Annotated in this window: 23 protein-coding genes and 1 pseudogene; 16 read left to right on the top strand and 8 right to left on the bottom strand. The window is 36.5% G+C overall.

Features of this window, described 5'->3' with window-relative positions:
- The first annotated feature begins 21 nt into the window (after positions 1-21).
- Positions 22-1,680, top strand: a complete 1,659-nt coding sequence (gene merA, locus QM408_RS03200) for a mercury(II) reductase (RefSeq protein ID WP_001031943.1) — start codon at positions 22-24, stop codon at positions 1,678-1,680.
- A 159-nt stretch (positions 1,681-1,839) separates the two neighbouring features.
- Positions 1,840-3,162, top strand: a complete 1,323-nt coding sequence (locus QM408_RS03195; RefSeq protein ID WP_261099645.1) for an ISL3 family transposase — start codon at positions 1,840-1,842, stop codon at positions 3,160-3,162.
- A 641-nt stretch (positions 3,163-3,803) separates the two neighbouring features.
- Here the strand turns inward: QM408_RS03195 and QM408_RS03190 are convergent.
- From QM408_RS03190 to QM408_RS03180, 3 genes and pseudogenes are all read right to left on the bottom strand, one after another.
- A pseudogene (locus tag QM408_RS03190) lies at positions 3,804-4,199 on the bottom strand (tyrosine-type recombinase/integrase); the annotation flags it as partial.
- Positions 4,200-4,540: 341 nt separating this feature from the next.
- On the bottom strand, positions 4,541-6,079 hold the full coding sequence (locus QM408_RS03185) for a response regulator transcription factor (protein ID WP_261150164.1): 1,539 nt from the start codon (positions 6,077-6,079) through the stop codon (positions 4,541-4,543).
- Positions 6,060-7,730 (bottom strand): sensor histidine kinase, encoded by a 1,671-nt coding sequence (locus tag QM408_RS03180; RefSeq protein ID WP_261150162.1) that lies wholly within the window; start codon positions 7,728-7,730, stop codon positions 6,060-6,062. Before QM408_RS03180 ends, QM408_RS03185 begins: the two co-directional genes overlap by 20 nt.
- A 202-nt stretch (positions 7,731-7,932) precedes the next feature.
- On the opposite strand from QM408_RS03180, the gene QM408_RS03175 reads away from it, so the two are divergent.
- From QM408_RS03175 to QM408_RS03130, 10 genes are all read left to right on the top strand, one after another.
- Positions 7,933-8,850, top strand: a complete 918-nt coding sequence (locus tag QM408_RS03175; protein ID WP_049531682.1) for an ABC transporter permease — start codon at positions 7,933-7,935, stop codon at positions 8,848-8,850.
- 17 nt (positions 8,851-8,867) lie between these two features.
- A complete protein-coding gene (locus QM408_RS03170; protein ID WP_000870790.1) occupies positions 8,868-9,764 on the top strand; it encodes a carbohydrate ABC transporter permease in 897 nt (298 codons plus the stop codon).
- 9 nt (positions 9,765-9,773) lie between these two features.
- Positions 9,774-11,339: a type 2 periplasmic-binding domain-containing protein gene (locus QM408_RS03165; protein WP_004256278.1), complete on the top strand. Its 1,566-nt coding sequence runs from the start codon at positions 9,774-9,776 to the stop codon at positions 11,337-11,339.
- 205 nt (positions 11,340-11,544) lie between these two features.
- A complete protein-coding gene (locus QM408_RS03160; RefSeq protein WP_001170588.1) occupies positions 11,545-12,189 on the top strand; it encodes a DUF624 domain-containing protein in 645 nt (214 codons plus the stop codon).
- The gene (locus tag QM408_RS03155; protein ID WP_261150161.1) at positions 12,186-14,399 is read left to right on the top strand and encodes a glycoside hydrolase family 31 protein; all 2,214 of its coding nucleotides are present in this window, start codon (positions 12,186-12,188) and stop codon (positions 14,397-14,399) included. The genes QM408_RS03160 and QM408_RS03155 overlap by 4 nt, the downstream gene beginning before the upstream one ends.
- 481 nt (positions 14,400-14,880) lie before the next feature.
- Positions 14,881-16,353: a peptide MFS transporter gene (locus QM408_RS03150; RefSeq protein ID WP_049501860.1), complete on the top strand. Its 1,473-nt coding sequence runs from the start codon at positions 14,881-14,883 to the stop codon at positions 16,351-16,353.
- A 265-nt stretch (positions 16,354-16,618) separates the two neighbouring features.
- Positions 16,619-17,305: an XRE family transcriptional regulator gene (locus QM408_RS03145; RefSeq protein ID WP_261150160.1), complete on the top strand. Its 687-nt coding sequence runs from the start codon at positions 16,619-16,621 to the stop codon at positions 17,303-17,305.
- Between the two features lie 3 nt (positions 17,306-17,308).
- Positions 17,309-18,724 carry a Y-family DNA polymerase gene (locus QM408_RS03140; protein ID WP_049501862.1) on the top strand — a complete coding sequence of 472 codons (1,416 nt, stop codon included), beginning with the start codon at positions 17,309-17,311 and terminating at the stop codon, positions 18,722-18,724.
- Positions 18,721-19,083 (top strand): hypothetical protein, encoded by a 363-nt coding sequence (locus QM408_RS03135; protein WP_020903431.1) that lies wholly within the window; start codon positions 18,721-18,723, stop codon positions 19,081-19,083. Before QM408_RS03140 ends, QM408_RS03135 begins: the two co-directional genes overlap by 4 nt.
- Entirely contained in the window at positions 19,076-19,369 is a 294-nt protein-coding gene (locus tag QM408_RS03130) for a DUF5960 family protein (protein WP_023946659.1), read from the top strand. The genes QM408_RS03135 and QM408_RS03130 overlap by 8 nt, the downstream gene beginning before the upstream one ends.
- Positions 19,370-19,511: 142 nt before the next feature.
- Here the strand turns inward: QM408_RS03130 and QM408_RS03125 are convergent, their stop codons facing one another.
- The 5 genes from QM408_RS03125 to QM408_RS03105 are packed head-to-tail and all read right to left on the bottom strand — an operon-like array spanning position 19,512 to position 21,679.
- The gene (locus tag QM408_RS03125) at positions 19,512-19,988 is read right to left on the bottom strand and encodes a glutathione peroxidase (RefSeq protein ID WP_247933557.1); all 477 of its coding nucleotides are present in this window, start codon (positions 19,986-19,988) and stop codon (positions 19,512-19,514) included.
- Positions 19,985-20,563 carry a DUF3278 domain-containing protein gene (locus QM408_RS03120; protein WP_414373571.1) on the bottom strand — a complete coding sequence of 193 codons (579 nt, stop codon included), beginning with the start codon at positions 20,561-20,563 and terminating at the stop codon, positions 19,985-19,987. Before QM408_RS03120 ends, QM408_RS03125 begins: the two co-directional genes overlap by 4 nt.
- Before the next feature lie 26 nt (positions 20,564-20,589).
- Positions 20,590-20,916 carry a hypothetical protein gene (locus QM408_RS03115; protein ID WP_247933559.1) on the bottom strand — a complete coding sequence of 109 codons (327 nt, stop codon included), beginning with the start codon at positions 20,914-20,916 and terminating at the stop codon, positions 20,590-20,592.
- 10 nt (positions 20,917-20,926) lie between these two features.
- Complete coding sequence (locus tag QM408_RS03110) at positions 20,927-21,469, bottom strand: DUF3278 domain-containing protein (RefSeq protein ID WP_004256387.1); 543 nt, start codon at positions 21,467-21,469, stop codon at positions 20,927-20,929.
- 15 nt (positions 21,470-21,484) lie between these two features.
- Positions 21,485-21,679: a helix-turn-helix transcriptional regulator gene (locus tag QM408_RS03105; RefSeq protein ID WP_001082472.1), complete on the bottom strand. Its 195-nt coding sequence runs from the start codon at positions 21,677-21,679 to the stop codon at positions 21,485-21,487.
- Positions 21,680-21,845: 166 nt separating this feature from the next.
- Between QM408_RS03105 and rsmH the strand changes: the two genes are divergently transcribed.
- The 4 genes from rsmH to mraY are packed head-to-tail and all read left to right on the top strand — an operon-like array spanning position 21,846 to position 26,363.
- Positions 21,846-22,796, top strand: coding sequence for a 16S rRNA (cytosine(1402)-N(4))-methyltransferase RsmH (gene rsmH, locus QM408_RS03100; protein ID WP_000159402.1), 951 nt, complete (start codon positions 21,846-21,848; stop codon positions 22,794-22,796).
- Positions 22,797-22,807: 11 nt separating this feature from the next.
- Entirely contained in the window at positions 22,808-23,125 is a 318-nt protein-coding gene (gene ftsL, locus QM408_RS03095) for a cell division protein FtsL (protein WP_020903428.1), read from the top strand.
- Between the two features lie 3 nt (positions 23,126-23,128).
- Complete coding sequence (pbp2x, locus tag QM408_RS03090; RefSeq protein ID WP_414373567.1) at positions 23,129-25,381, top strand: penicillin-binding protein PBP2X; 2,253 nt, start codon at positions 23,129-23,131, stop codon at positions 25,379-25,381.
- 1 nt (position 25,382) lies between these two features.
- On the top strand, positions 25,383-26,363 hold the full coding sequence (gene mraY, locus QM408_RS03085) for a phospho-N-acetylmuramoyl-pentapeptide-transferase (RefSeq protein ID WP_125443781.1): 981 nt from the start codon (positions 25,383-25,385) through the stop codon (positions 26,361-26,363).
- The last annotated feature ends 302 nt before the right edge of the window (positions 26,364-26,665 follow it).

The following is a 26,665-nucleotide window of genomic DNA, read 5'->3' as shown; positions in this document are numbered from 1 at the left end:
ATTAACGAAAGGAGCTTTTTTATGAATAAATTTAAGGTAAACATTTCAGGAATGACTTGTACGGGTTGTGAAAAACACGTAGAATCAGCACTTGAAAAGATAGGTGCTAAAAATATTGAGTCTAGTTATCGTCGTGGTGAAGCAGTATTTGAACTGTCCGATGATATTGAGGTTGAAAGTGCAATAAAGGCGATTGCTGACGCAAATTATCACCCGGGCGAAGCAGAAGAAATACAAGTGCAATCGGAAAAAAGGACAGATGTAAGTTTAAATGATGAAGGTAACTATGATTATGATTACATCATCATCGGTTCTGGTGGAGCTGCCTTTTCATCTGCCATTGAAGCCGTTACTTTGAACGCAAAAGTGGCTATGATTGAGCGTGGAACGGTGGGTGGAACTTGCGTTAATGTCGGATGCGTTCCTTCTAAGACCTTATTAAGAGCAGGGGAAATCAATCATCTAGCAAAAAATAATCCATTTGTGGGATTACACACTTCGGCTTCAAATGTTGATTTAGCGCCATTAGTAAAACAAAAGAATGATTTAGTAACCGAGATGCGAAATGAAAAATATGTGAATTTAATTGATGATTATGGTTTTGAATTAATAAAAGGTGAAGCAAAATTCGTAAATGAAAATACAGTTGAAGTAAATGGCAATCAAATCACAGCCAAAAGATTTTTAATAGCTACAGGTGCTTCTTCAACTGCACCTAATATTCCCGGATTAGATGAAGTAGATTATTTAACAAGCACTAGCTTATTGGAATTAAAGAAGGTTCCAAATCGTCTTACCGTAATTGGTTCAGGATATATCGGCATGGAATTAGGACAACTATTTCATAACCTCGGGTCAGAAGTCACTTTGATTCAAAGAAGCGAGCGTCTATTAAAAGAATACGATCCTGAAATTTCAGAAGCCATTACTAAGGCCTTAACAGAACAGGGAATTAATTTAGTAACAGGTGCAACCTATGAACGAGTTGAGCAAGATGGAGACATTAAAAAAGTTCATGTTGAGATAAATGGTAAAAAGCGAATTATTGAAGCAGAACAATTGCTAATTGCCACTGGAAGAAAACCAAATACAGAATCATTAAACTTACATGCAGCAGGCGTTGAAGTTGGTTCCCGTGGTGAAATTGTCATTGATGATTATCTTAAAACGACCAATTCCCGAATTTATTCAGCTGGAGATGTCACTCTCGGTCCCCAATTTGTTTATGTAGCTGCTTATGAAGGTGGACTTGCTGCTCGTAATGCAATCGGAGGACTAAATCAAAAGGTCAATTTAGAAGTGGTTCCAGGCGTTACGTTTACTTCTCCATCGATTGCAACGGTTGGTTTAACGGAGCAACAGGCAAAAGAAAAAGGATATGAAGTGAAAACATCGGTATTGCCGTTGGATGCTGTTCCAAGAGCGCTCGTTAATCGGGAAACAACAGGTGTTTTCAAATTAGTGGCAGACGCGAAAACATTGAAAGTGTTAGGGGCGCATGTAGTGGCAGAAAACGCAGGAGACGTAATTTATGCAGCAACATTAGCTGTGAAATTCGGTTTAACTGTTGGAGATCTGAGAGAAACGATGGCTCCATATCTAACAATGGCAGAAGGATTGAAGCTGGCTGTCCTAACTTTTGATAAAGATGTTTCGAAATTATCTTGCTGTGCAGGCTAAGGGAACTTTTTTACAACTCCCTATTCAAGTGAACCAGCTAATGCTTTAAGGGATTTTCTAAGTGCATTTGTGGTCACAAAAATAATTTAACACTGATGATTTCGACATCAAATCTATAATTGATACCTTAACACCGCAGAGTAATAAAGGATGAATAATATGTCAGACTTATTATCCTTACCAGACATTAAAACAATAGAACCGCCACAAGAAAATGAAACCGATATGATGTTTAAAGTTGAAGCAGTCGGACCACCTGAATGTTGTCCTGAATGTGGTTTTGACAAGTTGTACAAACACAGTTCAAGAAATCAACTAATTATGGATTTGCCCATTCGTTTAAAGCGAGTGGGCTTACAATTGAACCGTAGACGATACAAGTGTCGTGAATGCGGATCTACCTTCTGGGAACGCCTAATATCTGTAGATGAAAAGCGTAGTATGACCAAAAGGCTTTTAAAGTCCATTCAAGAGCAATCCATGTCTAAGACCTTTGTAGAAGTCGCAGAAAGCGTTGGTGTTGACGAAAAAACCATTAGGAACGTTTTTAAGGACTATGTGGCACTCAAAGAACGTGAATACCAGTTTGAAACTCCTAAGTGGCTTGGGATAGACGAGATACATATTATCCGTAGACCTCGGCTTGTATTGACTAATATTGAACGCAGGACTATTTATGACATCAAGCCTAACCGTAACAAGGAAACAGTCATCCAACGTCTTTCAGAAATCAGTGACAGGACTTACATTGAGTACGTTACAATGGATATGTGGAAGCCCTACAAAGACGCAGTGAACACTATCCTTCCACACGCTAAAGTTGTCGTAGATAAGTTTCATGTAGTTAGAATGGCTAATCAAGCCTTAGATAACGTCAGAAAGTCTTTGAAAGCCCATATGAGCCAAAAAGAAAGACGTACCTTATGCGTGGAAAGGTTTATCCTTCTAAAGCGTAAACACGATCTAAATGAACGTGAATCATTCCTCTTAGATACTTGGTTAGGTAATCTTCCTGCTTTAAAAGAAGCCTATGAACTCAAAGAAGAGTTTTACTGGATATGGGATACTCCTTATCCAGATGAAGGTCATCTTCGTTATAGTCAATGGAGACACCGTTGTATGTCCAGCAACTCTAAAGACGCATATAAAGACCTCGTGAGAGCCGTAGACAACTGGCATGTTGAAATATTCAACTACTTTGATAAAAGGCTCACTAATGCTTATACGGAGTCAATTAACAGCATTATTAGGCAGGTAGAGCGAATGGGTAGAGGTTACTCGTTTGATGCCTTACGAGCCAAAATCCTTTTCAATGAGAAGCTCCATAAAAAGCGTAAGCCACGATTTAATTCAAGTGCTTTCAATAAAGCTATGTTATACGATACTTTCAATTGGTATGAAGTGAATGATCACGACATTACAGACAACTTAGGTGTCGATTTTTCCACACTTATTAAGAATTTGGAGAAGGGTGATTTATAAGCCCTTTTCCACCATAAAATCCGAATACCCGAAATTTTTTGATGAAAATTACTCACAAGAAATAATATATAGAACTGTTTAAATATCTTCAGGATAGAAAAAGAAATTGTCCAGGCACGAAGAAACTGTATATTTGTTGCTAAACTGTACATCATCTTTATGATACGGTATTTCGTATTTCTCAACTACATAAGCTCCGAAAACTAAAATGTGATAACCCTTTGATAACCTCTCGATTTTCAAAAGGATTATATATGTAAATATTGAGGATTTATCTCTTAAAATTACTTGATTTTAGTGATAATTTACCATAAATATCATAATGTAGAAAAAACCAGGTCTTAAGAAAGCTCGTAAAGCATCACAATTTAGTAAACGTTAATTCGAGAGAATTACTATACTTACAAAGAGCACCTTTCGGGGTGTTCTTTTTGTACTTTCTTACTAAATTGGTGCAATTGACACAGTTGTTGCGACTTTAGTCGCTTACAAATGTGGCTGCAACCTGACGAAGTCAGTTGCCTCAAAACGTTACTCAATACGATTATATCAACGTTTGCAGACATTCAAGAGTTTACCTCATGGGTGCTTTTTTCGTGTTTTTTTAAAAAGTTTACCTCAAAGTTCACCTTATTTTTACCTTATTGTTTTAGAGACTTTAAAGCAAATTCACCTACTGTCATAGGAACTACATTAGAGGTATTTACATAAATCTGTGTTGTTCCTGTGTCACTGTGTGTTAGAGCTTCAGAAATAGTTTCTAAGCTCATTCCTGCTTGTTTTGCAAGTGTCGCTCCTGTATGTCGCAGTTTATGAGGTGTAGCATGTGCCAGCTCTTTATGTCGCTTTCTGATGCTTTTCATTTTATTGTTTAGATAGTCAGCATGTAAAGGTTTGTTGATGTTTCCTCTAGTGTCTATATAAGTAAAGACAAATTGTTATGGATTACTGATGATGCCAAACTTTGCTAGTTCATATTTTTGTTGCTCTTTCTAAGAGGTAAGAAGCTGAAGTAAGTCATTAGAAATAGAGAAAATAGGAAATATTTCCATAATAAAACGCATATTATCAGGTTTCTTTGAACTGCACCCCAAAAGTTAGATTTTTTCTGTCTAACTTTTGGGGTGCAGTTCAGTAAAAGCTTGATAGTATACGTTTTATCCTAGAAATATTTACTGGGTTTTCTTTTCAAACTGACTTTTTAAGAAGTTGCCTTATCAACAATTTTAAAGAAATTTTTGAAGCTATGTTGGACTGAAAGATAAGTTAAATGATAATCTAAAAAATTATCATTTAACATATCTTTGGAAAAACTGTAGAATTTCAAAAATTACTATAGACCTTGAATTTTACTTATCATTTCAATGATTTAGATTGCTTACACTTTATTTTGATATGTTTTACGGTAATCTCCAGGAGAAAGTCCAGTCCTTTGTTTAAAAATTTTAGTAAAGTAAGAATAATTATCATACCCTACTTGACAGGATACTTGTGATATCGAGATATTTGTTTGAGATAGGAGAGATTTAGCAGCATTAATGCGCTTATCCGTTATATATTTAACAAGAGTTTCTCCAGTTTCTTTTTTAAAAATTCTAGCTAAATGATCTGCACTGAGATAAACCATATCTGCTAATATAGAACGATTTATATCTTCATAGTAGTGATGATCTATGTATTCGACGATGCGTTGAATACTATTTTTCTGGTTTTCAATGTTTGTTGCAAATTTCTTAGCATGTGACCAGTAATAATCAAAGTAATCCTGAAATGATTCAATTGAATGAAAGCGTCGTTGGAATAAGAAATCATGAGTGCTATTTTGGAATAATTTATGTGCTGAAATTCCATTTTGATCTAGATATATTCCTATTTGTTGAGTCCAATCTAGTAAAATTTGTTGTAGCGTGAAAGTAGGGATTTGAGAATTATAGACGAGTGAATTAATTTTTTCTCTTAATTCATATTCGCTTAAGCTATCTAAAAACGCAATTGAAAGAGTTTCTGTTTTGAAAGAAGTTGGAAAACTATGTGGAACACATGTAATAGTATTCCAATAAGAAACATATTGTTCATTATAAGTGTAGAGTTCTTTGGTATGAAATAAAACATCGGATATTTTATGGCAACTCTTATATATAATGTTTGAGTATTTACTAAAGTTATTAGAAATTTGAGAATGAATCTCATATGCCAATTTGTCACTACGTTTGGATGAGTCTACTCTAAAGAGACAAACATATTGATCAACCTGGCTTTCCATTTTGAATAGACTTATCAGCTTATAAGAAGGTTGTGAAATTCTTTGAAGTTCTCTTTTTAGTTGAGAAGTCCATGATGGAGTTTCTGCTGAATAATCTTCTTCACTAAGATTAATTGTTAAAACTGCAAGGAAAAAATACTGGTGTTTTTTAAGAATAAAATCTTGTTTGCTCGCTATGTTTTCTAGTTCATCAATGCGAGAAATTTGAGGTTTTCTAAGGTAATCATACCAGAAATTATCTTCTATTTGTAAAAGCGAATCATTTTTTCCATTTAAGTTATGATTCTCAATTTTACTAATGGCTTTTTGAATAATAAATTCTAATTTTTCAAAGTTAATGGGTTTTAGATAGTATTCGAAGCTTTGCAATTCAATTGCTTTTTGAGCATAGTTGAAGTCGGCGTAATTAGTTAAAAAAATTGTTTTTATATCATATTTTTCATTTCTAATCCAAGATAAGAGTTCGAGGCCGCTGCCTTGAGGCATTTCTATATCGCTTATCATGAGATCAATAGGATGCTCTCTAATAATATTTTGAGCTTGAGAGAGGCTATAGGCAACATAAACAATGTCAATGTGTAGTTTATCCCAATTTATTTTCTCTCGTAAAGCTTCAATGATAAAACGATCGTCATCAACTAATAAGATGTTCATTATAACCTCCGTCTATAATCTTGTATGGAATGAGTAAAAGAATTTTAGCCCCACCTTCTTCATTATTTTTAAATGTAATAGTATAGTCGTTGGTATAGAGAAGATTTAAACGTTCGATGGTGTTTGTGATCCCGATATGATGTCCATCTTCTGTTATTAGAGACTGTTTCTGATTTAGTTTTGATAAAATTTCTTCAGAGAAACCTGGACCATTATCCTCGATACAAATCTGAATATAATCTGAGTTCTCAGTTTTTACTTTTTTTATCGATAGCAAAATTGTAAATAAATCCTGAAATGAAAAACCGTGTTTGATTGTGTTTTCAATAAATGTTTGTAACAGTAACGATGGAACAAGAGTATTTTGTAGGTCATCATTGTAGTCTAGTGAAAAGTAGATGCTATTTCCATATCGAATTCGTTGTATTTCTAAATAATCTCTAATATGCTGAACTTCATCTTTAAGTTCTGAAAAATCTTGATTAGCCATAAATAAATGACGGAGATAATTTGAAGTTAGGATAGTTAACTCTTCAATTTCCTTATAGTTTTTTGTTTGAAGCATACTATGAATCATTGATAACATATTTAAGTAGAAATGCGGACGAATTTGGTTCTTAAGATAATTAAGTTCTATCTTCTTAAGTTCTAGTTGTGAATGGTATTCCCGTATTTTTAATTCTTGCATGTCAAATATTACTTTATTAAGTTTATCATTTGCCTTATCAATTTCTAGTATACCTTCAGATATAAAAAATTCAGAAGGGGGGATGGAGCCCCCAAATTGAGAGAGCCGTTCAGTGAGTCTTGTTATAGGTTTAATCATCCACTGACGAATATACAGGATAATGATGATTGATAAAATTGTGATAATGATAGGAACGGCTGATAAAAATACTTCTAAGAGTGTGATATTTCTAAAGACTTCGGCATAATCGACTAAAACATAAATATCGAAGGGTAAATGCGTTTTTTCATTTTGGGCATGAATTAGGTAATTAGCGGACGGTATATTGTTAGGCTCTTTTAGGGAGAGTTTGCCATTATTACCAATATTAAGTTTATTGAGAGGTTTTAGGATATCTTCTGAAGATATGACGGCATAAATGATTTTTCCTTCGTAATGAACAGATTTAACTAAGTATTCGCTGTTTTTAGTAGTTACATTTTTCCATTTACGGTCACTTATATCACTACGCAATGATTTTAGATTTGATTTTAACAGTAGATAATCTTCATATGGAATATAAAGATTGGAGACATTTATAAAATGATCAGTACTATCGGTTTCTAATAAGAATGTCATATGAGTTTCATTTTGATATTCAAACTCTGTAAAGCTAGTTTGAACTTTTTTAAGATTTTCTTGATACTCAAGAAACGTTTGTACATGATTTAATTTCTCTAAAGATTCATTATGCGTTATTGTTGAGTACATAAAGCGTTCTACAGAATGCAATTTCTCATTAACAGAATCAGCATAAATTTCAATTGAACTACGTAGGTGTACTATATTTTGGTTTTTAATAAAATTTCTGGTTATGTTACTCATAGCAATATTGATTAAAATATTTATCAATAGTAGTACAAGTAGGAGTTTAAAGAAAAAATGAATGGAATGTTTTTTTGATAAGTCGTGATTTAATTTCATATACTAGTCTCCTCTTAAAATTATAGCACTTTGAAAATACGATATCATGTAACAAAACAGATATGTTTTATCAAGATGTCGGAAAAGTAATAGTTTTTAAAATTAAAAAACTGAAAAATTGATAAACCTAGTCCAAAAAGTTCTATTAAGGGAATTCTATATGGTGTAAAATAATCGTAGAAAATCAGATGGGAGGAAAAACATGAAAGTAGCATCTCAACTTCATAAAATAAAATTAAAGCATAGTATTCCGTTATATATATTACTTTTTCCTTCAATATTGCTATTAATTTTATTTTCCTATATTCCCATGTTGGGACTAATTATTGCATTTAAAGACTATTCACCAGCCAATGGTATCTTTGCTAGTCAGTGGGTAGGATTTAAGTACTTTACTCAATTTTTCTCATCATTCCAATTCGGGACAACTATGTTCAATACATTAAAAATTTCACTTTATAGTATTGTAGTAGGATTCCCCTTACCTATTATACTAGCTATCATTAGTAATCAGTTAAGAGTTGGGAAATTTAGAAAAATATTTCAAGTGACAACTTACTTACCTCATTTTATCTCTACAATGGTTATGTGTGGGATGATCATCTTATTTTTATCTCCTACCAGTGGTTTGTTAGCGAATGTATTTAAGTCTGTTGGAATCACTATTCCAGATTTTTTATCAAAACCTAGTAATTTTGCAGGTGTTTATGTTTGGAGTGATGTATGGCAACATATTGGTTGGGATAGTATTATTTATCTAGCAGCGCTTTCTGCAATTGATCCTACATATTATGAGGCTGCAACTATGGATGGTGCCTCTAGATTACAAAAAATTAGGCATATAGAATTACCATTACTTTTGCCAACTGCTATGATTTTACTAATATTAAGAGCAGGTAGTTTATTAAGTGTAGGTTTTGAGAAAGTGTTACTACTACAGAATCCACTTAATTTAGCAGGAAGTGAGATAATTTCGACCTATGTTTATAAAGTTGGTATGGTGAACTTTCAGTATAGTTATTCGACAGCTATAGGGTTATTTAACACCGTAGTCAATCTAATAATTTTGTTATCTGTTAACTGGTTCTCGAAAAGATATACTAGAACGGGTCTTTTTTAAAGGAAGGAGTGCTCAAGGTGAAATGGTTTCATAAATCAAGAAAAACAAACTCTGAATTATTATTTGATATAGTTACCTATGGTTTAGCAATTTTCCTTATCCTGTTAATTGTTTATCCGTTATGGTTTGTAGTGATTGCATCTTTTAGTAATCCTTCAGATGTTGCAAATGGAAAGGTATGGTTTATTCCTAGAGAATGGAAATTAGATGGATATTTACGTCTTATTCAACAACCTTTATTCTTACGTAGCTATCTAAATACCATTTTATATACTGTTGTTGGTACCTTAGTTGCTTTAGTAGTCAATATTCCAGCTGGTTATGCTTTATCTAGAAAAGAATTAGTTGGTAGAAAATGGATGAGTATTCTATACATAATCCCTATGTTTGTATCAGGTGGCTTGATTCCTACCTACTTAACAGTAAAGAATGTTGGCCTAATTGATACATTTTGGGTAATGGTAATACCTTTTGCGGTTTCATCATACAATATTATTGTTGCTAGAACTTTCTTTAATAATAGTATTCCAGACGGGATGTGGGAGGCTGCGCAAATTGATGGATGTGGTACAATTCGTTATTTTATTAAGATAGTCGTTCCTTTATCAAAAGCTATTATAGCAGTTATTGGACTTTGGACCGCAGTTGGTATTTGGAATTCGTGGTTTAATGCTTTAATTTATTTAACGAATGAAAATTTACAACCATTGCAATTAATTTTACGACGTTTACTAATTAGTAATCAAATGTTACAATCGCAAGCAACAGGAGAAGTTGCATCAGATCTTCGTATCAAAGCCGATATGATGAAATATGCAGCAATTGTTATTTCAACCGCTCCGATAATGTTGCTATATCCCTTTGTTCAAAAATATTTTAATCAAGGCGTAATGATTGGCGCGTTGAAAGAATAGGAGAAAAACATGAAAAATAAATCATTTACATATTTGTTCTTAGGAACAGTTACACTTGCTGGCTTAACAGCCTGTGCAAATTCTAATAATGCGAATAAGGATGATAAGTCTGGAGAAGATTCTTATAAAATCACAACTGTTCGTTGGTCTGACTGGGGGGAAGATTATCATAAAGGTTTTCTAACTGATTCTGCCAAAGAATCAGGTATCGATGTTAAATGGGATACACTTGTAGCTGCAGATTGGGCAGATAAGAAATCTGTGTTGGTTGCTAGTGGAGATTTACCAGATGCATTTTTAGGTTCAAATGCTTTTACAGATTCAGAAATTGCTCAGAACCAATCTTTATTTATTCCATTGGAAGATTTAATCAAAGAAAACATGCCAAATTTAACTAAGGCTATGGAGAAAGAACCTAAGATTAAAGCTATGATTACTTCACCAGATGGTCATATCTACAGTCTACCTAAAAAATTACCGATGCGTCCTACTGTAGCTAATCAGCTATTTATTAATAAAAAGTGGCTGGATAATTTAGGATTAAAGGTTCCAGAAACTTATGATGATTTAGTAAAAGTACTACAAGAATTTAAGGATAAAGATGCGAACGGAAATGGAGACGCTTCTGATGAAATTCCATTCGGAGCAGGAAACTTTGATCCAACATTCTCATATATTCTTCCGTTCAATAATCGTTTAGGGGCAGATAATACATATGAAATGTCTGTAAAAGATGGAAAACCAGTCTACCTTCGTACAGAAGAAAGTTATAAACAAGGGATTGCAGCAATGCACGAATCTTATAAAAAAGGTTTGATTGATCCGGAAATCTTTACAGAAGATACCTCTATGAGTGTAGCAAAACGTATGGATAAGGGAGTATCTAGAGTAGGTGTTTCTAGTGGTTGGACAGCAGATGCAACGTTTGGCTTACATTCAAGTGAATATATTGCTCTACCTGCTTTAAAAGGTATGGATGGTAAACAATATGTCTTTTCTGATCCAGATCATTACAACTATGGTCGAAATGAAATTTTGATTACAAATAAGAGCAAAAATCCTGCTAAATTATTGAAATGGTTGGATAAATTATATACAGATGAAGCAAGTATTCAGAATTTCTATGGATCATTTGGAATAGCTACTGAAAAGAATGGTGATAAGTTTAAAGTGTTACCTCCTAAAGATGGTAAATCAGCTGATGAATGGGCATGGATTAATTCACTTCGAGATTTTGGTCCTAAATACGTAAGCGATGATATCAATAGTCGCGTAGAAATCGATCAAACACAAGGTGATGGATTGAAATTGAAGATGGACCAAGATTTGAAACAATTTGCGTTGCCAGCTTACCCTAATGTGATTTATTCACAAGAAGAACTTAACAAATTATCATCAATCTATGTGAGTATTGAATCTTATGTCAAACAACAAGCATCTAAATGGGTAGTTGAAGGTGGCATAGAAAAAGAATGGGACTCATACAAAGAAACTCTTAAGAATATGGGATTGGACGAATTTATGAAGATTCAACAGGAAGCATATAATCGTTACCAAAAAGAAGTAAAAGAGTAATACTTTATATGAACTCTTGGTTGTATAAACAAGGGACTAGCTAATTACAGGAAGCGAGACTGATAACATCAAATTATCTCGCTTCCTTTATTCTAATTTTTAAAGAAATTTGGAAATGTTTTTTAAATAATTTAGGTAATATTTTTGTGCAACTGACATTCTAAAGTATAGAGTTAAGACGATTGATTTTATGGAGATATCTATTATGCAAAAATTATTTTCATTAGATGGAAAAGTGGTTAGAATTTTAACTTTTTTGACAGATTTAATTATTTTAAATACTCTATTTATTGTTAGTTGTATTCCAATAGTTACAATTGGGGCATCATTAACTTCTCTTACGACAATGTGGTATCGTATTTTAAAAGGTAAAGATACCGATATTGCTTATCATTATTTTCGGATCTTTAGACGAAATTTTAAACAGTCAACTTTTATTTGGTTGTTTATCCTCCTAATAGAATTACTTTTATATGTGAACTATTGTCTTTGGGGCTATTCAAGTTTATTTTCAGAGTATAGTTTATTGTTAGTGTTGCCCTTTTTATTTGTTATAATACTTTTGATGAGTGTTATTTTTCCCTATATTGGTTTATTTAAAGATAATCTAAAAAATAGTATTGTAAATAGCGTATTAATTTGTATTTTAAATCCAATACAAGCTATCATGTTGGTTTTATTTAATATTTCTGTACTGTATATGAGTTTTAGTAGTCCAGAACGAGTTTTAACAGCTATTTACGTATTTACATTTGGGGGCTTTGCTTTTTGCGGATTGATGAATGTAACGATAACAAATAAAATGTTTGATAAGGTAAAGAAATTTACTAAAAGGAGGACAACAAATTGAAAATTTTTAAGGGAGAGTTTTATCGAATCTCTGTATTAACAGACAAGCTAGTAAGGTTAGAATACTCTCAAACTGGAAGTTTTGAGGATAGAACGACACAACTTATCTACAATAGAGATTTTGGCCAAGTTTCGTTAGATTATATCGAGACATCAAACGTACTAGATATTATGACGGACTATTTTCATCTGCACTTTAATAAAGGAGAATTTAACGCCGAAAATTTATTTATAGAATTAAAAGGAAATTTTGCCGTATATGGTAGTCGCTGGTATTTTGGTGAGTCTATTGAAACGTTAAAAGGAACAGCTCGGACTCTGGATAAGGCAGATGGAGCAATCTCGTTAGAAGATGGAATTATTAGCCGAAATGGTATAGCCTTATTGGATGATTCTCAAGGATTTATTTGGGATGAACAGTCTGGTTATATTGAGAGAGAAAATCAAATTGACCTGTATTTCTTTGCCTATGGGCATGATTATAGGGGAGCAATCAGAGACTTTTACCATTTGACTGGATCAACACCTTTGTTACCAAGATATGCTTTAGGTAATTGGTGGAGTAGGTATTGGCCTTATACGTCGGATGAATATTTGAATTTAATAGACAGATTTAAAACAGAGAAAATTCCATTATCTATCGGTGTTTTAGATATGGATTGGCATATAACTGACATTCCATCTCGTTTTGGAAGTGGCTGGACAGGATATAGCTGGAATAAAAACTTAATACCTAATCCAGAACAGTTATTGCAAGAACTTCATGATAGGAAGTTAAAACTTTCCTTAAATGTCCATCCTGCTGATGGTATACGGGCTTATGAAGAAGCTTACCCGCGAGTCGCCAAACGATTAGGGTTAAATGTAGAATTAGAAGAACCTGCCATTTTTGATTTTTTTAATCCCTCTTTTAGGGAAGCCTACTTTAAAGATGTTCATTATGAGCTAGAAAAGCAGGGAGTAGATTTTTGGTGGATTGACTGGCAACAAGGGACACAAGGTATGTTGGATCCACTATGGCTTTTAAACCATTATCACTATCAGGATAGTTGTAAAAATTCGGAAGGTGGCTTGATTTTATCAAGGTATGCAGGTCCTGGAAGTCACCGCTATCCTGTTGGTTTTTCAGGTGACACCATTATTAGTTGGAATTCGTTAAGATTTCAACCTTATTTTACAGCGACAGCATCTAATATCGGTTATAGTTGGTGGAGTCATGATATCGGTGGACACATGTTGGGGGATTATGACGAAGAGTTACAAACTAGATGGCTACAGTTTGGTGTTTTTAGTCCGATTACTCGATTACATAGTTCTAGAAGTCCCTTTAATAGTAAAGAACCTTGGTTTTTTTCAGAAACAACATCTAAGATTATGAAGAAATACCTTCGTTTGAGACATCAGATGATTCCATATCTATACACTATGAATGTAAAGACACATGAAGAAGGTGCCCCATTAATTAGTCCAATGTATTATTTCTACCCAGAGAATGATGAGAGCTATAATGTTCCAAATCAATACTTTTTTGGAACAGAACTGATGGTGGCTCCCATTGTAGAAAAGATGGATTTGGCATTCCAATCTGCAAAAGTAGATGTTTGGTTCCCTGAAGGTGAATGGTATGACTTCTTTTCAGAGAAAAAATATACAGGTGGTGTGAAGTTAAGTGTTTATAGGGATATTTCGGCTATACCTGTGTTTGCAAAAAGTGGTGCAATCATTCCCTTGGTTGGTTCTGAGATAGATATGGGTGTTGATTTACCTGAAGTTATAGATTGGTATGTATTCCCAGGCAAACAACATTCTTTTGAAATGATTGAAGATCAAAATGGTCAAAGATATAAAACAAGATTATCGATTGATTGGGAAAAGGGAATGGTAGAGTTAGCATTACAAGGAGATTCTAGTATCGTTCCAAGTAATAGAAGACATAGAATCCATTTTAAAGGAACGAATGTGTCTATAATTGAATTGCCAAATAAGAATGATACAGCTAGATTTGAATGCAAAGAAAATAAAATGCCATCTCTAAATGATGAAGTTTTTAGACTACTAAAGACGGCTTCTCTTCCATATGAATTAAAAGATAGATTGTTAAATCAATTCATCAATGCGAAAAACTCTCATGAGTTAATGAATATCTTGCATCATCAGGATAAGGAATTGAGAGGGCGTTTGTTGGAAATGATATTTACTAGCGAAAACTAATTGAGACATTTCGTACACAATTTTTATTATTTAATGTGTAGTAGTTTTACATCTCTATACTTATTGGCTTGTATTTTAGTAATTACAAGTTTGGCATAGGGATGTTTTTTGTTTACTGAAGAGGAAAGGATAAGTATGTTTCAAGGTTTGAAACATTTTTAAACTAAACAAGAGCAAATTTTTAAAGGTGATTTTTCAAAGTAACTTCCACTTGCCTGACCGAAGTGGAAGTTAGTTTGAAATGAATTTTTATGGTGGAATTAATACTCTTCGAAAATCAAATTCAAACCACGTCAGCGTCGCCTTACCGTACTCAAGTACAGCTTGCGGCTAGCTTCCTAGTTTGCTTTTTGATTTTCATTGAGTATAAGTATGAGACGATAGATTTTTTCAGAAAATTTTCTAAAATAAACAGGATTTGTTTGACATTTGTTTGAAAATTCTGTAAAATGAATTATTATATCGTTAAAGGAGAATATATATGGAAAAACAGAAAACATTTTTTGGACATCCTATGGGCTTGTCCACCCTCTTCTTTACAGAGATGTGGGAACGCTTTTCTTACTATGGGATGCGAGCTATCCTACTTTACTATATGTACTATAGTGTGCAAGATGGTGGATTGGGAATGGATAAGACCACAGCTGCATCGGTTATGGCGATTTATGGCTCGCTGGTATTTTTATCCTCGGTTATCGGTGGTTTTGTCAGTGACCGTATTTTAGGAAGCCGTAAGACTGTCTTTTACGGTGGGATTCTGATTATGCTAGGGCATATTGCTTTGGCAACACCTTTTGGACAAGTGGCTCTCTATCTTTCTATTGCCTTGATTATCTTTGGTACTGGATTTTTAAAACCCAATATCTCAGATATGGTTGGGGGAATTTATGAGAAAGAGGATGATAGACGGGATGCAGGTTTTAGTATCTTTGTCTTTGGTATTAACTTAGGTGCCTTCGTTGCCCCTTATTTAGTGGGTTATCTAGGTCAGGAAGTTAATTTCCATCTAGGTTTCTCATTAGCTGCCATTGGGATGTTCTTTGGTCTGGTGAAGTATGTTTTAGATGGGAAGAAATACCTGCCTGAATCAAGTCTTTACCCCACTGATCCACTTTCACAGAAGGACCAGCAGACCTTGATTAAACGCTTGCTGATTACACTTGTCGTAGTTATTCTCGTGGTTATAGGTTTAGTCTTTACTCACCAGTTTAATGTGGATATGATTGTTAATATCTTTACAGTGATTGCTGTAATTATTCCAATCTACTATTTCTTTAAGATTTTATCTAGTCAGAAAATAACTGCCACTGAGAGATCCCGAGTATTTGCCTACATTCCTCTATTTATCGCTGGAGTACTCTTCTGGTCTATTGAGGAACAGGGTTCTGTTGTTCTCGCTCTATTTGCGGATGATCAAACTCAACTTTACTTTAATGTATTTGGGAATCAGATTCATTTTCCATCTAGCTTTTTCCAAAGTATCAATCCCCTTTTCATTATGATTTATGTGCCGATTTTTGCGTGGTTGTGGGGGAAAATGGGTAAAAAGCAACCATCCTCTGCTAAGAAATTTGCTTACGGTTTATTTGCTGCAGGTTTATCCTTCTTGTGGATGATGTTACCAGGGATGCTCTTTGGGACAGATGTTAAGGTCAGTCCTCTCTGGTTGATTATGAGTTGGGCTATTGTGATTGTGGGGGAAATGTTGATTTCACCTATTGGTCTATCAGTCACTACTAAGCTAGCACCAAAATCCTTCCAAGCACAAATGATGTCTATCTGGTTCTTGAGTAATGCAGCTGCCCAAGCTATCAATGCTCAAATTGTAAAATTTTATACAAGCGAAACTGAAGTCGCTTACTATGGAATTGTTGGAGGAATTACGATTGTATTCAGTATTATCTTATTCTTCTACGTTCCACGTATTGAAAAACTAATGTCTGGTATCAAATAGAGAAAAACTGGAATTTCTGTAGGGATTCTAAAAGTTAGATAAATTATTCATTCAAAGGATTTAGTTCTGTATGGTACAGGGCTAAGTCCTTTTAGTTTGATTAAAACTCATGATGTTTATGATATTCCTAGTAGACAACCGTCCACTTTTTTTATATAATAAAACTAAATCATATTGGTTGAGTTTTGAAAGTATGGATTCAAGCATCGATTAGTCTTTCTAAGGGAGATAATGTCCATTAAAGTATCATAATAGGAGGTGAAGTATGTATCAGCCAGAAAAATTAAAGGCTCGGAGGAAAGAGTTAAAACTAACACAGAAGGAAATTGCAGAGCAACTTGGGATTAGTTTTCAGGCTTACTCAGCTTGGGAACGTGGAGTCAAGGAACCGTCCAAGGAGAAGGTGTTCCAGTTAGAGAATATTTTAAAGGTACCCAAAGGATATTTTACTCAGATTGAGATTGTACGTCTTTATAATAGCTTATCTAACAAAGGGAAGGAAAAGGTTGTTCTCTATGCTCGCAATCTGGCTCAAGAGGAACAATCCCAGAAAGTGGCGACCATGCCAGAGCGCCTCTACGAGTACCGTGTCTACGAACGCATGTCAGCAGGAATCGGGGCTTCGGTCTACGATGATCAGAATTTTGATACGGTTTACTTTAACGAGGAGTTAGCCCATGATTTTGCGTCCTGGGTGGCTGGGGATTCCATGGAACCTAAATATCAAAATGGTTCAGTGGCTCTGATTCGAGAGACAGGGTTTGACTATGATGGGGCAGTTTATGCAGTGGTTTGCAACAACCAGACCTATATCAAACGGGTTTATCGGGAGGAAGATGGTCTGCGTCTGGTCTCTATCAATCCCAAATATAAGGACATTTTCATCTCCTATGAGGAAGATCCTCGGATTGTAGGAATTATCGTTGGGAATTTTGTGCCGATGGAGGGTTAGCCTATGGGCTATTTTGATTATTCCAGAGAGCCCAAAAGTGACATTGTCTTTGTCGATATGAAATCCTTTTATGCCAGCGTTGAGTGTGTGAAGAGGGGCTTGCATCCGCTGAAGACCTCGCTTTGTGTTATGAGTCGAGCGGATAATTCAACTGGTCTTATCCTAGCTTCATCCCCCATGTTTAAGAAGATTTTTGGCAAGTCCAATGTTGGTCGGGCCTATGACCTGCCTTTTGATATCAAAACGCGCAAATTTTCCTATTACAATGCTCGAAAACAAGGGCTACCGACTGACTCGGATTATGTTCGTTACATCGAAGATTGGGCTCAAGTGACCTTGATTGTGCCTCCTCGGATGGATGAGTACATAGCGGTCAATATGGAAATCCAGCGAATCTTTCAAAACTATGGCAGTCCAGATGATATTTATCCCTACTCTATCGATGAGGGTTTTATCGATCTGACTAGTTCGCTCAACTATTTCATCCCTGAGAAGAGTCTTTCTCGCAAAGACAAGCTGGATCTGCTTTCTGCCCGCATTCAGAGGGATATTTGGAGGCAGACAGGGATCTACTCTACAGTAGGCATGTCCAATGCCAATCCCTTACTGGCGAAGTTGGCTCTGGACAATGAGGCCAAACATACCCCGACCATGAGGGCCAATTGGTCTTACCAGGATGTGGAAGAGAAGGTCTGGGCCATTCCCAAGATGACGGACTTTTGGGGGATTGGCAGGCGGATGGAGAAACGCTTGAATGCTCTGGGAATTTTTTCCATCAAAGAATTGGCCGCCAGCAATCCAGACCATCTACAGAAAGTTCTCGGTCAGGCTGGCCTACGTTTGTGGTTTCATGCTAATGGGGTTGATGAGAGCAATGTTCATAGGCCCTATAAAGCCAAGTCTCGAGGGTTGGGGAATTCTCAAATCTTGCCGAGAGACTACGTGAAGCTACGAGATATCGAAATTATTCTTCGAGAAATGGCGGAGCAGGTCGCTATTAGACTGAGAAGGGCGGGCAAGAAAACAACCCTTGTTTCTATCTATCTTGGTTTTTCTAAACAGGAGATCCGGCAATCTATTCACACACAAATGAAGGTCGAACCGACCAATAATACAGCTGTCTTAACGAATTATGTTTTGAAGTTATTTCATAACAAATACACTTCTGGAGCAGTCAGAAGTGTCGGTGTAAACTATTCAGGCTTTGTAGACGAGCCCTTTGGTTTGATATCTCTCTTTGATGATGTTGACAAGCTAGAAAAAGAAGAAAGGCTCCAGACGGCCATTGACTCCATTCGGGAACAATTTGGTTTCACTTCTCTTTTAAGAGCCAATGCACTGGAAGAAGCCTCTAGGAGTCTTGCCAGAAGCAAGCTGATTGGGGGACATTCTGCTGGAGGATTAGATGGATTACAATGATTGATCGTTCTTATTTACCTTTTCAATCCGCGCGATATTATCAAGATCCAGGTATGCAGAAGTGGATGGGATTTTACCTTTCAGAACACACCAGTTCGCTCAGTGAAGAAAAAAGCCGTGTTGATTTTTCGACGGATTTGACTCCAGATGAGAAGTTGCACTTGCTTTCTCAGCTTTATGTTGGCCAACTTAAGGGGAGTTTTGTGGTCAAGGAAAAGAAGCAGAAGGCGACTATCATCGGTGTGGTGAGAGAGTTATCACATCAGACTCTATCTATTAGGACAAACGAGGGATATAGGTTGATAGAGGTTGCAGATATCCTAGAAATTCGACTGTGGGAGGAGGGAGTTTATGACTAGAAAAGAGCTGTATGAAAACAAACTGCAGATGGATTATTTTTCAGATGACTATATTCGTTTTGAAGAGGATTTTCAAAAATATTCTGCCATGAACGTACCCTTGACTTTTTTGATTGATGACATCCTACGCACCATGGCCTTGAATCAGAAAAATTACTTTGTCTTAAACAAGGAAAATGCCAAGGATGGGCGGGAGCATAGCTTTTATTTTAGGGTGGTAACGGAAAAAGCGTGTCCCAGAAATAGGACCTATACATATTCAGGAGTCAAGAATAGCAGTCAGTAGTGCCTTGTCTGCTATGAATGTATCATTTTTACAACACTTCATGGTTCATATCATGGGGTGTTTTTCTATTTAAGTCAAAGCCCATCAAAAAATCCCACTATTCTTAGGCTAAAGGAGAACTAATAATAGTGAGATTGTGAAATTATAGTAGTTTTTGTATCGCCTCTTCAATTTGTTTTGGGTCTGTTTTTGAAGAAAAGCGTTCAAAGACCTGCCCATCTCGACCGATGAGAAATTTAGCGAAATTCCATTCAATTCGTTTTCCTAGTGGGCCAGATTTCTGGTCTTTCAACCAAACGAAGAGAGGGTCTGCTTCCTTACCGTTGACCTTGATCTTGGCAAAGCGTGGGAAAGTGGTTTGATAGTTTAGGCTACAGAAGTTGTTGATTTCCTCTGCACTACCTGGTGCTTGTCCCATAAACTGATTGCAAGGGAAGTCTAAAATCTCAAATCCCTGATCTTGATAGCGGTCATAGAGTTCTTGGAGCCCTTGGTACTGGGGCGTTAAACCACATCCAGTAGCAGTATTGACAACCAAGAGAACCTTACCACGATAGGCATCTAGGGGAGTTTCTTGATTGTTTTGATTCAAGACTAAAAAATCGTATAGTGAGGTCATTGATTACTTTTCTCTTTCTGTTTGGTATGTTTAGGAGTTTTTTCCTCCTGTAGGGATAGAAATCCGTAGGTCAGAGTTCCAAAAATGCTACCGATAATCAGGCCATACATCAGTAAAGGAACACTTTTATCGAATTGCATGAGGAGCTTCACAAAATCTGGAAGTGACATCTGCTGAACGAAGACTTTATGAAAGATGAGTAAGGTAAAGAGGCCAATCTGAAGACCGATAAACACCACCCAGCTTCGGAATTTGATTTGGCTCTTGCTGTAGGTTTTAAGGATGATTTCTGACTTGTCATCTTTTTCCAGATGGAGTTCTTTGACGGCTCTTTGAGTTTTTAAAGTAATGAAAAAAATGAGTCCAGAGTAAACGTAGGGCATGGCATAGCGAACGGCTTCTATGAAGCGTCCAAATAACAGATAAAACAAGAAGAGGAAGAAGGAAGAATAAACGATTTGGACCATGGAACGGGCACAAGCCTTGTAGATAATCTCTTGCCGGCATTCATCAAAAGGGCCTTGGATGTGAAAGAGATTTCGGAGTAGGCGAGTGGTTAAGTCTTCTTTTTTCATGATAGTAACCTCCTAAATGAGCAGTTTTACTGACTTTCTTTTACGAATTGATAGAGATAATAAAGATAAGTGATAGAAGAAAGGCTAGCGATAGTCAGCAGTAAATAATATTTCCAATCGCTTGAGATGAGCATCAGTTGTGGAAAAGATAGAATTATAAAGTATAGTGCTAAGTTGAGTATGCGTGTTTTTGGGGAGTCAATCTTTAGATAAGTCAGTCCTTTGTTAAGTGCTGGAATAAAGACTAGCACGAGGAATATCTCTCTGATTGGCAAGTTCCCTGAAACGATGATGAAGATGAGCAGTGAAGCAAACAAAAGATGATAGGTAAGTAAAGTTACTAGTGATTTCATAGGGCACCTCCTAATCCTCATCTTGCTCTTTTTTAGTTTTTGCAATGCGACGGGAAATGAGGAACTGTATACTCGCTCCGAAGAAAATAGAACCGAGAATGCTTGATACACCATTTCTTATAGTGAGGAGAGAATGAAAATAGTCCTGACCTTCACCTATGAGTATACTGAGAAGAGGAGTTATAAAAAACATCCATAGACCAAAGAACAAACCTGCTTTCAGACCTGGGTAGTATAGTTGCTTGCTTTCTTTCTCATTCAGCATATCTGGATCAATAGCTGTAATCCCTGTTTTTTTCATTTGGTAGGTGACATAGCCAGCAGCGATGAGGGCAATCACTAGAATCAGAGGAGGATAGATTAGAGCCACTTCTTGAGGGTATTTATAGGCCAGAAGGAGTGGAATAAGATTTCCGAAAATCATCAGATAAAAGAGGATGATAAAGACTTGGTTACCGATACGATCGGCCTCACGCCGTTTGTATTCGTCAAGGGGACCAGAAATACCGTATGTGCGTTTGATCAGTTTTTCAGTAAAGGTTTCTTTTTTCATGAGTTGGCTCCTTTTTTAAAAATCTTCCTCCCAAAAGAGACTGTTGAGGTCAGTTTGGAGGCTGCGGGCGAGATTGAGACAGAGTTCCAGGGTTGGATTGTACTTGTCGTTTTCAATCATATTGATGGTCTGTCTCGAGACACCGATATCCTTGGCTAGCTCGAGCTGAGAAATGCCTAGTTCCTTGCGAAATTCTTTCACACGATTCATCTGGACTCCTTTCTGCTTTATGTCGTATATATTTGACTATATTATATTCTTCTATGGAGTGAATGTCAAGCATATTTGACATATTTCTTAAAGAAATCTTACTTGTTTTTGCCCTATTTGTCTGACTAGTGCAAGCTAGTCGGATTTATGGTAAAATAGATAAGATATGACAAAAGAATTTCATCATGTAACGGTCTTACTCCACGAAACGATTGATATGCTCGACGTAAAGCCTGACGGTATATACGTTGATGCGACTTTAGGTGGAGCGGGCCATAGCGAATATTTATTAAGTAAATTAAGTGAAAAAGGCCATCTCTATGCCTTTGACCAGGACCAGAATGCCATTGACAATGCGCAAAAACGTTTGGCACCCTATATCGAAAAAGGGATGGTGACTTTTATAAAGGATAACTTCCGTCATTTACAGGCACGTTTGCGCGAAGCTGGTGTTCAGGAAATTGATGGAATTTGTTATGACTTGGGAGTGTCTAGTCCTCAATTGGACCAGCGTGAGCGTGGTTTTTCTTATAAAAAGGATGCGCCACTAGACATGCGCATGAATCAGGATGCTAGTCTGACAGCCTATGAGGTGGTGAACCACTATGACTATCATGACTTGGTTCGTATTTTCTTCAAGTATGGTGAGGATAAATTCTCTAAACAGATTGCGCGTAAGATTGAACAAGCTCGGGAAGTCAAGCCAATCGAGACAACGACTGAGTTAGCAGAAATTATCAAATCTGCCAAACCTGCCAAGGAACTCAAGAAAAAGGGCCATCCTGCCAAGCAGATTTTCCAAGCTATTCGAATTGAAGTCAATGATGAACTGGGAGCAGCAGATGAATCCATCCAGCAGGCTATGGAGATGTTGGCTCTAGATGGTAGAATCTCAGTGATTACCTTTCATTCCTTAGAAGACCGCTTGACCAAGCAATTGTTCAAGGAAGCTTCAACAGTGGAAGTTCCAAAAGGTTTACCCTTCATCCCAGATGATCTCAAGCCCAAGATGGAATTGGTATCCCGTAAGCCAATCTTGCCAAGTGCAGAAGAATTAGAAGCCAATAACCGCTCGCACTCAGCTAAGTTGCGCGTGGCCAGAAAAATTCACAAGTAAGAGGGGAAAAGATGGCAGATAAGAAAGAAACAACCAGTCAATTCTTGCAGAATCGTATAAAAAAATTCTCACGTGTGGAGAAGGCTTTTTATCTTTCCATCGCTTTTACGGCTCTCGTTTTAGCAGTGAGCATTATCTTTATGCAGACACGACTCTTGCAAGTGCAAAGTGATTTAACAAAAATCAATGCGCAGATAGAGGAAAAGAAGACAGAGCTCGATGATGCTAAGCAGGAAGTGAATGAATTGATTCGTTCAGAGCGCTTGAAAGAGATTGCAGATAAAAAAGATTTGAAATTGAATAATGAAAACATCCGAACAGCGGAGTAAGATATGAAATGGACAGAAAAAATAACCCGATTTGCGGTAAAAAATCGTAAATCTCCAGCAGAAAACCGTAGGATAGTTGGCAAGTACCTCAGCTTTTTAGCTGTTGCCCTTTTCGGCCTCTTTTTGGCCAATTTTGCGTATATTATCGCAAAAGGTAATATATTTGGTACTGACTTGGTAAAAGAGGCTAAAAAGGTTCACCAAACAACCCGAACAGTTCCTGCCAAACGTGGGACTATCTATGACCGAAATGGAGTGCCTATTGCTGAAGATGCGACTTCCTATAACGTCTATGCTGTTATTGATAAAAAATACAAGTCAGCAACTGGAAAAATTCTTTATGTAGAGGATTCGCAGTTTAATAAGGTAGCTGAAGTCTTCCATAAGTATTTAGACATGGATGAAGCTTATGTGAAAGAGCAATTAGCTCAACCAAATCTGACCCAAGTTTCCTTTGGTGCAAAAGGAAATGGGATTACCTATGCCAATATGATGGCTATTAAAAAAGATTTGAAAGATGCTAGTGTGGAAGGAATAGACTTCACAACTAGCCCTAATAGAAGCTACCCAAATGGCCAATTTGCTTCTAGTTTTATTGGGTTAGCCCAACTACATGAAAATGAGGACGGCAGTAAGAGTTTATTAGGAACTTCTGGTCTGGAGAGTTCATTAAATACCATTCTTGCTGGGACAGATGGTATTATTACCTATGAAAAAGACCGTGTAGGAAATATCGTACCAGGTACAGAACAGGTGTCGCAACAAACTGTGGATGGTAAGGATGTTTATACAACATTGTCTAGCCCGCTCCAATCTTTCATGGAAACTCAGATGGATGCCTTTCTACAAAAAGTAAAAGGTAAGTATATGACCGCGACCTTGGTCAGTGCAAAGACCGGTGAAATCCTCGCTACCACCCAACGACCTACCTTTAATGCAGATACTAAAGAAGGAATCACTGAGGACTTTGTTTGGCGTGATATTCTTTATCAAAGTAACTACGAACCAGGATCAACCATGAAGGTCATGACGTTAGCTTCTTCTATTGATAATAATACCTTCCCAGGTGGAGAATACTTCAATAGCAGTGAATTAAAAATAGCGGATGCGACGATTCGAGATTGGGACGTTAATGAAGGTTTGACCGGTGGTGGTATGATGACATTTTCTCAAGGGTTTGCTCACTCAAGTAATATTGGGATGACACTTCTTGAGCAGAAAATGGGTGATGCTACCTGGTTGGATTATCTAAACCGCTTTAAATTTGGGGTTCCAACTCGTTTTGGTCTGACTGATGAGTATACAGGTCAATTGCCTGCAGATAATATTGTCAATATTGCCATGAGTGCATTTGGTCAGGGGATTTCTGTAACGCAGACGCAAATGATTCGTGCCTTTACAGCCATTGCCAATGATGGCGTCATGTTAGAGCCTAAATTTATTACGGCCTTGTATGATCCAAATGATCAAACCGTTCGTAAATCTCAAAAAGAAATCGTAGGAAATCCCGTTTCGAAAGATGCAGCTAGCCAAACTCGTACTCACATGGTCTTGGTAGGAACGGATCCTAGATATGGAACTATGTACAATCATAGTACAGGAAAAGCAACTGTCAATGTTCCAGGTCAAAATGTAGCCCTCAAGTCTGGTACAGCCCAAATCGCTGACGAGAAAAATGGAGGCTACTTGGTTGGTTCTACCAACTACATTTTCTCGGTTGTGGCTATGAACCCTGCTGAAAATCCTGATTTTATCTTGTATGTAACGGTTCAACAGCCTGAACATTATTCAGGTATCCAATTGGGAGAATTTGCCAACCCAATTCTTGAAAGAGCTTCAGCTATGAAAGAATCTCTCAATCTTCAATCTCCTGCTAAGAATTTAGATCAAGTGACGACAGAGTCTTCTTATGCAATGCCTAGCATCAAGGATATTTCACCTGGTGATTTGGCGGAAGCCTTACGCCGAAATATTGTGCAACCAATCGTTGTAGGTACTGGAACAAAGATTAAAGAATCATCTGTAGAAGAAGGGACCAATCTTGCACCAAACCAACAAGTTCTCCTTTTATCGGATAAGGTAGAAGAAATTCCAGACATGTATGGCTGGAAAAAAGAGACTGCCGAGACCTTTGCTAAATGGTTGGATATTGAGCTGGAATTTGAAGGTTCAGGTTCTGTTGTTCAGAAGCAAGATGTTCGGACTAATACAGCTATCAAAAACATTAAAAAAATTAAATTAACTTTAGGAGACTAATATGTTTATTTCTATCAGTGCTGGAATTGTGACATTTTTACTAACTTTAGTAGGAATTCCGGCCTTTATCCAATTTTATAGAAAGGCGCAAATTACAGGCCAGCAGATGCATGAGGATGTCAAACAGCACCAGGCAAAAGCTGGGACTCCTACAATGGGAGGTTTGGTTTTCTTAATTGCTTCTGTTTTAGTTGCTTTCTTTTTCGCCCTATTTAGTAATCAACTCAGCAATAATGTCGGTATGATTTTATTTATCTTGGTTCTTTATGGCTTAATCGGATTTTTAGATGACTTTCTCAAGGTCTTTCGTAAAATCAATGAGGGTCTTAATCCCAAGCAGAAATTGGCTCTTCAGCTTCTAGGTGGTGTCATTTTCTACCTTTTCTATGAGCGCGGTGGAGATATGCTTTCTGTCTTTGGTTACCAAGTGCATCTAGGAATTTTCTATATTGTCTTCGCTCTTTTCTGGCTAGTCGGTTTTTCAAACGCAGTAAACTTGACAGACGGTATTGACGGCCTGGCTAGTATTTCAGTTGTGATTAGTTTGTCTGCCTATGGAGTTATTGCCTATGTGCAAGGTCAGATGGATATCCTTCTAGTGATTCTTGCCATGATCGGTGGTTTGCTTGCTTTCTTTGTCTTTAACCATAAGCCTGCCAAGGTCTTTATGGGAGATGTGGGAAGTTTGGCTCTCGGTGGAATGCTGGCAGCTATCTCTATGGCTCTCCACCAAGAATGGACTCTATTGATTATCGGAATTGTTTATGTCTTTGAAACAACTTCGGTCATGATGCAAGTCAGCTATTTCAAACTGACAGGTGGTAAACGTATTTTCCGTATGACGCCTGTGCATCACCATTTTGAACTTGGAGGATTGTCTGGTAAAGGAAATCCTTGGAGCGAGTGGAAGGTTGACTTCTTCTTTTGGGGAGTGGGGCTTCTAGCAAGTCTCTTAACCCTAGCAATTTTATATTTGATGTAAGAATGGCACCCTGATGTTCAGTTTCAGGGTGTTTTTGCATTCTAAAAAATATTGGTCAATTAAAGTCAAATCTCTTGACCTTTTCTGACTAATGTAGTATATTATGAACGTAAGGTAAATGAAAGCCTTACTCGAACACTTATACTCAATGAAAATCAAAGAGCAAACTAAGAAGTGCTCAAAACACTGTTTTGAGCTTACAGATAGAACTGACGTGGTTTGAAGAGATTTTCGAAGAGTATTATTTAAAGTAAAATAGAAAGAGGTGGGGTCTATGTTTAATCTAGAAATCTTCAGAAGTA

The sequence above is a fragment of the Streptococcus mitis genome (genome assembly GCF_047464965.1).
GTDB classification, from domain to species: domain Bacteria; phylum Bacillota; class Bacilli; order Lactobacillales; family Streptococcaceae; genus Streptococcus; species Streptococcus mitis_DU.
This window is presented reverse-complemented; position numbering and strand designations above follow the sequence as displayed.

Coding starts and splice junctions, on each gene's coding strand:
- merA (WP_001031943.1), top strand. CDS start 22: ATGAATAAATTTAAGGTAAACATTTCAGGAATGACTTGTACGGGTTGT.
- QM408_RS03195 (WP_261099645.1), top strand. CDS start 1,840: ATGTCAGACTTATTATCCTTACCAGACATTAAAACAATAGAACCGCCA.
- QM408_RS03185 (WP_261150164.1), bottom strand. CDS start 6,079: ATGAACATCTTATTAGTTGATGACGATCGTTTTATCATTGAAGCTTTA.
- QM408_RS03180 (WP_261150162.1), bottom strand. CDS start 7,730: ATGAAATTAAATCACGACTTATCAAAAAAACATTCCATTCATTTTTTC.
- QM408_RS03175 (WP_049531682.1), top strand. CDS start 7,933: ATGAAAGTAGCATCTCAACTTCATAAAATAAAATTAAAGCATAGTATT.
- QM408_RS03165 (WP_004256278.1), top strand. CDS start 9,774: ATGAAAAATAAATCATTTACATATTTGTTCTTAGGAACAGTTACACTT.
- QM408_RS03160 (WP_001170588.1), top strand. CDS start 11,545: ATGCAAAAATTATTTTCATTAGATGGAAAAGTGGTTAGAATTTTAACT.
- QM408_RS03150 (WP_049501860.1), top strand. CDS start 14,881: ATGGAAAAACAGAAAACATTTTTTGGACATCCTATGGGCTTGTCCACC.
- QM408_RS03145 (WP_261150160.1), top strand. CDS start 16,619: ATGTATCAGCCAGAAAAATTAAAGGCTCGGAGGAAAGAGTTAAAACTA.
- QM408_RS03140 (WP_049501862.1), top strand. CDS start 17,309: ATGGGCTATTTTGATTATTCCAGAGAGCCCAAAAGTGACATTGTCTTT.
- QM408_RS03135 (WP_020903431.1), top strand. CDS start 18,721: ATGATTGATCGTTCTTATTTACCTTTTCAATCCGCGCGATATTATCAA.
- QM408_RS03130 (WP_023946659.1), top strand. CDS start 19,076: ATGACTAGAAAAGAGCTGTATGAAAACAAACTGCAGATGGATTATTTT.
- QM408_RS03125 (WP_247933557.1), bottom strand. CDS start 19,988: ATGACCTCACTATACGATTTTTTAGTCTTGAATCAAAACAATCAAGAA.
- QM408_RS03120 (WP_414373571.1), bottom strand. CDS start 20,563: ATGAAAAAAGAAGACTTAACCACTCGCCTACTCCGAAATCTCTTTCAC.
- QM408_RS03115 (WP_247933559.1), bottom strand. CDS start 20,916: ATGAAATCACTAGTAACTTTACTTACCTATCATCTTTTGTTTGCTTCA.
- QM408_RS03110 (WP_004256387.1), bottom strand. CDS start 21,469: ATGAAAAAAGAAACCTTTACTGAAAAACTGATCAAACGCACATACGGT.
- QM408_RS03105 (WP_001082472.1), bottom strand. CDS start 21,679: ATGAATCGTGTGAAAGAATTTCGCAAGGAACTAGGCATTTCTCAGCTC.
- rsmH (WP_000159402.1), top strand. CDS start 21,846: ATGACAAAAGAATTTCATCATGTAACGGTCTTACTCCACGAAACGATT.
- ftsL (WP_020903428.1), top strand. CDS start 22,808: ATGGCAGATAAGAAAGAAACAACCAGTCAATTCTTGCAGAATCGTATA.
- pbp2x (WP_414373567.1), top strand. CDS start 23,129: ATGAAATGGACAGAAAAAATAACCCGATTTGCGGTAAAAAATCGTAAA.
- mraY (WP_125443781.1), top strand. CDS start 25,383: ATGTTTATTTCTATCAGTGCTGGAATTGTGACATTTTTACTAACTTTA.